The sequence below is a fragment of the Sodalis-like endosymbiont of Proechinophthirus fluctus genome (genome assembly GCF_001602625.1).
In the GTDB taxonomy this organism is placed as follows: domain Bacteria; phylum Pseudomonadota; class Gammaproteobacteria; order Enterobacterales; family Enterobacteriaceae.
In genome coordinates, this window is record NZ_LECR01000022.1 from 28,411 (window position 1) to 37,925 (window position 9,515).

The following is a 9,515-nucleotide window of genomic DNA, read 5'->3' on the forward strand; positions in this document are numbered from 1 at the left end:
CCGCAAACAAATGGGTTTCAGCATTGAACACGTCAGCTGGGGAAGTCAGTCCTATACGGGAACTGACGTGCCCGCGGGCGTAGCGGTCGTCGATTGCCGCCGTGAATACCAACGTGCGCATGCCGCGTTCCTGATAATTATAGGAAGACTGCAGCAGCGCCGTAGACTTGCCGGCATTCATTGCAGAATAATAAAAATAGAGTTGCGCCATCTGTTCAGCACTCCGCCTCAATGATAGTACCAAATAAACAGGGTGAGAATGTATCATATTCTCCGACGGGATGGAGCTGTCCTGTCACCCGCAACCCAGCGCCGACAGCAGTAGTTAGCCCGCCGAACAATAATTTTCTTCCCCGAAAAATAAAAAACGTGCAGCGGCCGCTACGACGGGCGAGTTATAGTTTCCTCCGAGTTAAAAAGCTCGCGTAATCGGCATTAAATGGTAGTACAGGTGGCATTTATCACAACTGTGAGCGGACCCAAATAGTGAACATCAGCTGCTAGGCGATATAAGAAAACGCAGGAGATTATGCTGTAAAGCTTTTATTTTTCAGCCGTCGGGAAGATCTGGTTTACAGCGGTTATAACCCCACTGGCAAGGTGATATAAACCTTCCTTATAATGAAATCAGCAGTGCATTATGCACTCATAAGGCGTCCTGAAGGAAAAATGGAACCTGATAAATCAATTTTACCTCGCACAGCGAACACAATATATTTACAGTTACGTGTCATAGGCATTTATAAAGGATATTTTTGATTAATCACAATCTGGGTATTGCAGAAAAGAAAATAGCGCTCTATTATTACTAAGATGCCCCTTTATAATATTCGAGATTATGTCAATGAGCGAAGCACTAAAGATTCTAAACAACATACGTACTCTGCGCGCACAGGCCAGAGAATGCACTCTGGAAACTCTTGAAGAAATGCTGGAGAAACTAGAGGTCGTTGTCAACGAACGCCGTGAGGAAGATAGTCAAGCCCAGGCTGAAATTGAAGAGCATACGCGCAAATTACAGCAATACCGAGAAATGTTGATTGCTGATGGCATCGACCCGAACGAATTGCTGCAATCAATGAGTTCCTCTAAATCCGCGGGTAAAAACAAACGCGCTGCTCGTCCGGCAAAATATCAGTACATCGACGAAAGCGGCGATGTTAAAACTTGGACCGGCCAGGGCCGTACCCCGGCGGTAATCAAAAAAGCGATTGATGAAGAAGGCAAGGCACTGGAAGATTTCCTGTTGTAATCGCCTGGTCGACCCAAGTTGATAAAACCCGCCGCGCCCGCAGCGGGTTTTATCAACCCATCGCACTGCGTGTAGTGTACATAGGCCAAATCCTTTGCCTTATTACCCGACATCATGCAAGTACCTCCCCGGAGCCACAGTCTATTCCACGCGGATCTGCGCTGTAGATGTTTTTTAACTTATTATTATTTAAATTTTTTATTTAAAATTTAAATAATTAACTTTTTGAAGAGTAGAAATTACCCTGTATTTTCAAGAAGGTGCCACCATTGCGCCGTTATAATCCAACAATATCTTCACATTCATAAACTCGCGATCAGTGTCCACGCTATTCCATAGTAACAATAAGACAGTTTGCTTAAAAAGTATTTCAATATTCAAGAAATATTTTATCTGCAGTGATTTTAATGGTGTAAGGTAAGCGTTATGACCTTTTTTCTTGCAGTATATTACCAAAGGAGACAAATCACCGAGCTAAAATAATAAGACCGCCTTGCTGCCAAAATACTCGTTATGCCGCATTCTTGATAGTTTTTTCATAGGGTGAATATGTTCGTTAACCTACATGTATATTAGTGGATGAATCTTCCCCATTCCATTTTTAGCGCCGCGGCAGCTGGCTGTTATGCAAACAGGAATCTCCTTCTCATGAGCAATATTTCCAGCCTTGTTCCCACGTGCATCCTTTTGATAAATTGCAAAATAATAAGGGAAAACCTGTTTATACCGCCCTAAATCCTGAGTCCGATCCTGGAACGCTTTCTCCCCCTTATTCTTACCTGCGACACTAAAACAGCCACCGAAAACATCAGCAACGGCAAGTAGCAAGACAGCGACCTTACGAGGGCTACATTAGCCCAGGTGTCGCCGAGGCACTGCCCCTGCCACCGGGTGATGTTTCCTATCGAGACATAAACGGACAAAAATCGGGCGCATATCCTCGAGCGCTATCCATTGCTCGGCCCATACTATCCTTATCTTGTTAAGTATTACCGCTTTGCCTCGGCCTGTTAAGACGTGCTGATAATCCTACAGGCGAGCGCTCTACCAATAGAGCAGTGTGGCTGGCGGACAAAGGCAAGCCCTACACCACCACCCTGGCCTCCCTCCCTTAATAGGCAAGAACGTATTAGCTGCTTTTTTACTACGTTTTTACCTGCGACGTCGCATCTGTTTGCTCTAAAACGCGGTGGCTCTGTATCGATGGATAGGGGTATCATCCTGCCTGTCGCCTTACCCCGTATCGCTATGCCCACCGGTACGTTGCGCGTGGCATTCCATCTGCGCCAGGTGACGCATAAACGATCCACGCCGAAACCCAGACACAATACAATAGTCAATAAAAAAGGCCTACCGGCCGTTTTTATTGACTATTGTCAGGTAATACATTAACACTGGTAATACTCGCGATACCATTCAACAAAATGTTTAATCCCTTCCGCCATCGGCGTCTGCGGTTTGAAACTAATAGCATGATATAGCGCTTGCGTATCCGCGCTGGTTTCCAGTACATCACCAGGCTGCATTGGCAGCAGATTCTTCTCTGCCTGGATGCCGATGGCATCTTCCAACGCCTGAATATATTCTATCAGCTTTACCGGCTGACCATTACCAATATTATAGACGCGATAAGGGGCAGAGCTCGCCGCCGGAGAGCCGGTTTCCACCGTCCATCCGGCATCCGGCGCAGGAATAATGTTCTGCAGACGAATGATGGTTTCGACAATGTCGTCAATATAGGTAAAGTCGCGCAGCATGTCTCCGCCATTGTAGATGTCGATACGCTCGCCATTTAGCATCGCCCGGGTGAACTTGAACAACGCCATATCCGGGCGCCCCCATGGGCCGTAGACGGTAAAAAAGCGCAGGCCGGTTGTCGGCAACTGATAGAGATGCGCATACGTGTGCGCCATCAGTTCATTGGCTTTTTTAGTGGCGGCGTACAGCGATACCGGATGATCCACCGCGTCGTCCGTGGAAAAGGGCAACTTGCGGTTAAGGCCATAGACCGAACTGGAGGACGCGTACAGCAAATGCCCCACCTGAGTATGTCGGCACCCTTCAAGAATATTAAGATGACCGATAAGGTTAGCGTTACCGTAGGCCAGAGGATTTTCCAGCGAATAGCGTACCCCGGCCTGTGCACCAAGGTGTATCACCCGCTCAAACCCTTCATTGGCAAACAAGCTGGTAATGCCCTGCCGATCCGCCAAATCAAGCTTGTGAAAACGAAAAGCATCATAGGCCCGCAAGCTGTCAAGACGGGCTTGCTTTAACGACACATCATAATAATCGCTTAGGTTGTCGATACTGATCACCTGATGACCGTCAGCGAGCAGACGCCTGCTAACATGATAGCCAATAAAACCGGCGGCGCCAGTGACTAAAAATTTCATCGCGGTCTCTTAAGAAGGAGAAGAAAGCGACGCGCCGCGGCCAATGCCATAATAGACAAAGCCGCGATTAGCGAGGCGTTCCGGATCGTATAGGTTACGGCCATCAAAGATCACCGGTTGTTTAAGTGCTGCCTTAATGACATCGAAATCCGGCGCGCGGAAGTTCTGCCATTCGGTGCAAATTACCAGAGCATCAGCGCCGAACAGGGCGGCTTCCTTGGTGCCCATCAACTGTAGATCGTCTCGGTGGCCGTAAATGCGCTGCGTTTTATTCATCGCTTCTGGATCGAAAGCCTGAATAGTCGCCCCGGCTTGCCATAATGCTTCCATTAACACCCGGCTTGATGCTTCGCGCATATCGTCGGTGTTGGGCTTAAACGATAACCCCCATAGCGCAAAGGTTTTTCCACTCAAATCGTCGCCGAAACAGCGGCGAATAAAGGTTGGCAGTTTGTCTTTCTGCTTATAGTTTACGTCTTCAACGGCCTGTAGCAGCTTGGGTTGGTAACCGATTTGCTCGGCGGTCCGAATGAGCGCCTGCACATCTTTCGGGAAGCAAGAGCCGCCGTAGCCACAGCCAGGGTAAATAAAACTGTAACCGATTCGCGAGTCCGAACCGATGCCCTGGCGTACTTTCTCCACATCAGCACCCAACAATTCCGCCAGATTGGATATTTCATTCATAAAGCTGATTTTGGTCGCCAGCATGCAATTGGCGACATATTTCGTCAGTTCGGCACTGCGGATATCCATCAGGATCATCCTGTCGTGATTGCGATTAAATGGCTCATAGAGCTCATGCAGCAATTCTACAACATCTTCATTATCGGTGCCTACCACAATTCTCTCAGGGCGCATGCAGTCAGTTACCGCCGCCCCTTCTTTTAAAAACTCAGGGTTAGATACTACATCAAATGTCAGTGTGCTGTTGCGGCTTTGCAGCGTTTCCTGCATCACAGCGCGCACTTTATCCGCGGTTCCCACCGGGACAGTGGATTTATCCAGCACTACTTTATGATCGTTCATGTTCTGGGCGATGGTACGCGCCACGGCAGTCACGTATTTCAAATCCGCAGAGCCGTCTTCATTCGGCGGCGTGCCTACCGCGATAAACTGCATGATGCCATGATTGACGCCGGCCTGCGCATCCGTAGTGAATTTCAGCCGTCCGATTTCATAATTCTGTTGCACCAGCAGCGTCAGCCCTGGCTCGAAAATAGGAATCACGCCTTTTTTCAGATTCTCTACTTTGTGCTCATCCACGTCGACGCACAATACGTCGTGCCCCACTTCGGATAAAACCGCTGCCTGTACCAAGCCGACATAGCCGATACCAAAAACCGTTACTTTCATATTGGAAGATCCTGGTCTGTGTCAATATATAGCCAAAAAATTTCAGAGATTTATTCTGTAATGGCGTCTTTTAACCACATTTTAAATTCTTTGCCAAGACTTTCATGACGCAGGCAATATTCAACGAACGTCTGCATATAGCCTAGTTTGTTGCCGCAGTCGTGGCTCAGTCCCTTAAGGTGGTAGGCCTCGACGGTTTCTTTGTCTATCAGCATCGAAATCGCGTCGGTTAGCTGAATTTCATTACTGGCTCCTGGCGGGGTTTTTTCCAGCAGTGCCCAAATGGCGGCGGACAACACATAGCGGCCAACGACGGACAAATTAGACGGCGCCGCTTCGGTGGTCGGTTTTTCTACCACGCTAACCATCTCTACACTATCACCTGGATTAAGGGTCTTGCCCTGGCAATCCACCACGCCGTAGCTGGTGACATCATCCACAGGCTCGACCAAAATTTGACTTCGACCGGTATCTTCAAAGCGTTTTAGCATCGCTGCCAGATTTTCAGTCTGCAGGTTAGACTCATATTCATCGATAATCACGTCAGGCAGGATCACTGCAACCGGTTTATCACCCACTAGCGGGTGCGCGCACAAGACCGCGTGCCCCAGGCCTTTTGCCAGCCCCTGACGAACCTGCATAATGGTAACATGGGGTGGGCAAATCGCCTGAATCTCCGCCAACAGTTGCCGCTTGACGCGTTTTTCTAACATTGCTTCCAGCTCGAAACTGGTATCAAAATGGTTTTCAATGGAGTTTTTGGACGAGTGGGTGACCAGAATGATTTCATTGATGCCGGCGGCGATACATTCATTCACCACATACTGAATCAGAGGTTTATCCACCAATGGGAGCATTTCCTTCGGGATCGCTTTTGTTGCCGGCAACATTCGTGTGCCCAATCCCGCCACCGGGATTACTGCTTTTTTCAATTTTGTCGTAATAGCAGACATGAACCACCTCTCTTTCGTTAAGAAAAATTTTTATCTATATAATATATTTAATATTTCTATTATATCAGTATCGGAAGGGGGAAACCCTTGGAATAATAGGTGTTCAGTATAAAATAGGACAATTACCTAATAGTGATGGCAAAAAGATATTAACTTGATTATTCTCTATACGAAAACTGACGCCCTTGCCGGCTAATCAGTCGGCATTTATGGCTGCAGACGGCCGACAGCGTCCCAGATCTGGTGTTGCTATGCGGTGCAGTACTGACTGACCTGATTTAGGCAGGTATTCCCTATAGAACCAAGCGGTACGCCACTATTTAACTAGATTTGCTGGTTATTGGTATTCAGTGTGGGCGCTCAGGCTGACTGACACTAAAATTAAATTATTCATTAAGCGATGATAGTAATCTACTAATGAAGGAAATTGTCCTTCAAGATTCGATTTACGCAAAAGTTAATTCACCTGTTTCAACAAGGTTAATAATTCTGGCAGCGGAGTACGTGATTAGCTAAATGCGCCCGCCTGCAGGAAGATGTTAAACAACGCTCGTAACAGCAAGGCTGCCAACCCTTTGCGCATCCCAATCCTGAAACAGATGCTCTTTTTTCGTCGTCTTTAGAGGCGAACATATCGGGATATAAAGACAGCCTAGCGCCATTTCGCGCAAACGGGGAAATCCTCCACCGGTTTAAGCAGCATATCCTGCACACCCCGCGAGCTGAAGAACCCGGGCGATATTGGCCATTTGATCGGTGCCGGAGATAATCAGGATGGGTGGTGGTATCTGTCCTAGCGAAAACGCTCAATAGAGGTTATGCTGTTCATTTCTTGCATTCTCAGATCGCAAATGATGAGATCCGAACGGATGGACACTAACTTATCCAACGCATGCTGCTCTTGATTGGCCTCGACGACATCAACTGCCAATATCAGTGAAATTACTTCAGCACGGATCAAAAAAAGCGTCAGCATCAACGATAAGAACAAGTTTATTTGTTAACGATTTGGCCACTGAAATTCCTTCCTCTGATTATTTCTAACAGAGGCTGTCGTACTCCATTTTTGCTTAAGTAATGACATGGGCTGTTTTGTCTGCTGCCGGTTATTCATTCGCTCACATAATCATAAAAACTGGTGCCTAGCTCTCCTCTCCCGACGACCCCATTACTACCCCATTTAACGGCCATGATGCTGTCGCCGATGATGTAAAAATTCCATTTTACCTGTAACCGAGCTTAATCACCATTAAGGAAATTTACATCTTTGCGGTGCAAAATGACGGAGCTTTCTCATTGTCTTGACAAGGGCTAACCACCGATATAGGGAAAAATCCGTCCTTGAGGCCACAGCCGTGGCATTTTATCGCCGGTCTTTAACCAAAAAAGTCGCAGCCGAGGTTGCTTGGGTAAAATCCATTTACCACCGCTTCTGCATAGCGTCGTTCTATACTCCGATCATTGAATAATGTCGCGTGCACCTAATTTACCCCTATGACAGCGGTAGGCCGTATGCCGACTGCTGGTCTCCATTCCTCTCGGGTGACGCGCGGCCCGCGACACCCGAACAGTTGATGCGTTTACGCTATAGCGCCTTTGTGATAGAGGATGTCGATTATTTAATTGCTACTTGTTGCACCCGCAGCCCCGGCCAAGATGCCTGTCAGAGCTATTTAGAATTTATCGCCTGCTTTTACGACGAGCGGCAACGGCACAACGGCTTTATTCACGAATTTTCCCGCTTTGTCCGCCTAGATGAACGCTGGTATTATGTCGACGGCCCATGTGTACCTGGCAGGAGTGCGCTGTTCCCATTCTGCCGCTGCTCCCTCACAGCCCTGTTTCATGGAAAAAATCAACAGACATGACAGGATCCGCAACTCAATGCAGTCGCAAAATGTACAAAGAAAAGTATTACGCACCCTATGTCCAGATGCCAAGGGTCTGAATAGGAACAATACGGGAACTGAATCACACCGGACAGCGCCGCATCATGGTGCTGGTAACCAAAGAAGCCCCTTGGGGGATTTATTGATGAAAATTGCTTACAGCGGGGTCTCGATGTGGGGATCTCAGTGCGGTCATCAGCAACTACGAAAACGCTGCGGCCGCCGGCGAAACGGTTTGATATTCCCTTCCATCTGATAAGCTATGAAAGGTTTATCCGCTGAGAAACATGATGGTGCAGATTGACGCCTTCGCACTGGACTATGTAGTACTGGCGAAATACATGGTGATGCTGGCAAAATACATGCGCGTGCTTATGTGGACACTTGTGCGTCATTACCCCAACCAAACCATTAATATTCATCACTCATTCCTGCCGGCGTTTATCGGCGCGTGTCCTTATCACCAGGCCTATTGAGCGCGGGGTGAAAATCATCAGCGCTCCTATAACCTAGATGAAGGCCCTATCCTTATTCAGGACGTGATTTACGTCGATCATACCTAAACTGCGGAATAATAATACGTGCGGGAATGGATTTATAGAAAAATGTGCTGAGCCAGGGCATTGTGCCACCTATTGTTGCAGCGGGTTTTCGTCTACGGCAATCGGACCATTATTTTTTTGACGCTGCGCGGCGCGTGGGCCCTCCAAACCCGCACGCATTTCGTTTCGGTTGGAGAAAAAGTGGCAAAAAATCAGGGGGCGCGCGTTAGCCACTTTACAGCGCCGCTTTATTTGATATGACAAGTCTTGCTTGACGGGTTATTGTAATTTTTCTCCCATGTGGGGTTCCCTGAGCGGTCAGAGGAAGCAGACTGTAAATCTGTCGTCGCAGACTTCGAAGGTTCGAATCCCTCCCCTACTACCATTACATCATACTTTTTACTAACAGCAATCACCATGGTTTCCCTGATATTCTTAGGGTGAAGGTGAGAATCTTCGATCAAAGTTCACGTCTCGCTACGCGAGACAACGATGCGCAGCAAGGCCCGTAGTGCGGCCGCAAGGTAGCGAATCATTCTTTCCCCCTCCCTTAAACGTCCTATTGAAAGCACACAGACATATTTCCCGACCGACGGTGCCATTGCACCACGTTTTCTTGGCTAGCAGTTTCTGCTAACATTTGCTGATAACCTCTCACCTGGCATAAAAAATGAAGTTTGTCTCATTCAATATCAACGGGCTACGCGCTCGCCCCCATCAGCTCGAAGCTATTGTCAGTACACTGCAGCCGGACGTGATCGGTTTACAGGAAACCAAAGTCCACGACGATATGTTCCCTCTCGAAGAGGTCTCGCGCCACGGTTATCATGTTTACTTTTATGGTCAGAAAGGTCACTACGGCGTGGCACTGCTAAGCCGGGAAAAGCCATTAGCCATCCGCCGCGGCTTTAGTACCGACGGTGATGACGCCCAGCGTCGGATTATCATGGCCGATTTTATTACGCTCAAAGGCATATTGACTGTGGTTAACGGCTACTTTCCCCAGGGTGAAAGTCGTAACCACCCGGTCAAGTTCCCGGCTAAAGAGCGCTTCTACCGCAATCTGCAGGACTATGTGGAACAAAGCCACCACGGCGAATCACTGCTGCTTATCATGGGGGACATGAATA

At 48.0% G+C, this 9,515-nt stretch carries 8 protein-coding genes, 1 other RNA gene and 2 pseudogenes; 5 read left to right on the forward strand and 6 right to left on the reverse strand.

The features are described from left to right. Window positions 1–211 (reverse strand): annotated as a pseudogene (locus BG74_RS16025) (thymidine kinase); the annotation flags it as partial. 633 nt (window positions 212–844) lie between these two features. Between BG74_RS16025 and hns the strand changes: the two are divergent. Next, a complete protein-coding gene (gene hns / locus BG74_RS02405) occupies window positions 845–1,252 on the forward strand; it encodes a histone-like nucleoid-structuring protein H-NS (protein WP_066596323.1) in 408 nt (135 codons plus the stop codon). 561 nt (window positions 1,253–1,813) lie between these two features. On the opposite strand, the gene BG74_RS02415 is transcribed toward hns, so the two are convergent. The 5 genes from BG74_RS02415 to BG74_RS16030 form a co-directional block, all read right to left on the reverse strand. Beyond that, on the reverse strand, window positions 1,814–2,080 hold the full coding sequence (locus BG74_RS02415; protein WP_066596326.1) for a hypothetical protein: 267 nt from the start codon (window positions 2,078–2,080) through the stop codon (window positions 1,814–1,816). A 560-nt stretch (window positions 2,081–2,640) separates the two neighbouring features. Next, window positions 2,641–3,648 carry an NAD-dependent epimerase gene (locus BG74_RS02425; protein ID WP_066596334.1) on the reverse strand — a complete coding sequence of 336 codons (1,008 nt, stop codon included), beginning with the start codon at window positions 3,646–3,648 and terminating at the stop codon, window positions 2,641–2,643. A gap of 9 nt (window positions 3,649–3,657) precedes the next feature. After that, entirely contained in the window at window positions 3,658–5,001 is a 1,344-nt protein-coding gene (locus tag BG74_RS02430) for a UDP-glucose dehydrogenase family protein (protein ID WP_066596335.1), read from the reverse strand. Window positions 5,002–5,051: 50 nt separating this feature from the next. Then, window positions 5,052–5,954, reverse strand: coding sequence for a UTP--glucose-1-phosphate uridylyltransferase GalU (gene galU, locus BG74_RS02435; RefSeq protein WP_066596339.1), 903 nt, complete (start codon window positions 5,952–5,954; stop codon window positions 5,052–5,054). A 793-nt stretch (window positions 5,955–6,747) separates the two neighbouring features. Next, entirely contained in the window at window positions 6,748–6,930 is a 183-nt protein-coding gene (locus BG74_RS16030; RefSeq protein WP_066596341.1) for a hypothetical protein, read from the reverse strand. 499 nt (window positions 6,931–7,429) lie between these two features. Between BG74_RS16030 and BG74_RS02445 the strand changes: the two genes are divergently transcribed. From BG74_RS02445 to xth, 4 genes and pseudogenes are all read left to right on the forward strand, one after another. Further along, window positions 7,430–7,822, forward strand: a complete 393-nt coding sequence (locus BG74_RS02445) for a YchJ family protein (protein ID WP_066596342.1) — start codon at window positions 7,430–7,432, stop codon at window positions 7,820–7,822. Between the two features lie 83 nt (window positions 7,823–7,905). After that, a pseudogene (locus BG74_RS12470) lies at window positions 7,906–8,520 on the forward strand (formyltransferase family protein); the annotation flags it as partial. Between the two features lie 291 nt (window positions 8,521–8,811). Then, window positions 8,812–8,937, forward strand: a non-coding RNA gene (locus tag BG74_RS02460) — RtT sRNA. A gap of 118 nt (window positions 8,938–9,055) precedes the next feature. Next, window positions 9,056–9,515, forward strand: a 460-nt coding sequence (xth, locus tag BG74_RS16035) for an exodeoxyribonuclease III (RefSeq protein WP_244267175.1), incomplete at its 3' end; no start/stop codon positions are given.

Coding starts and splice junctions, on each gene's coding strand:
- hns (WP_066596323.1), top strand. CDS start 845: ATGAGCGAAGCACTAAAGATTCTAAACAACATACGTACTCTGCGCGCA.
- BG74_RS02425 (WP_066596334.1), bottom strand. CDS start 3,648: ATGAAATTTTTAGTCACTGGCGCCGCCGGTTTTATTGGCTATCATGTT.
- BG74_RS02430 (WP_066596335.1), bottom strand. CDS start 5,001: ATGAAAGTAACGGTTTTTGGTATCGGCTATGTCGGCTTGGTACAGGCA.
- galU (WP_066596339.1), bottom strand. CDS start 5,954: ATGTCTGCTATTACGACAAAATTGAAAAAAGCAGTAATCCCGGTGGCG.
- BG74_RS16030 (WP_066596341.1), bottom strand. CDS start 6,930: ATGCTGACGCTTTTTTTGATCCGTGCTGAAGTAATTTCACTGATATTG.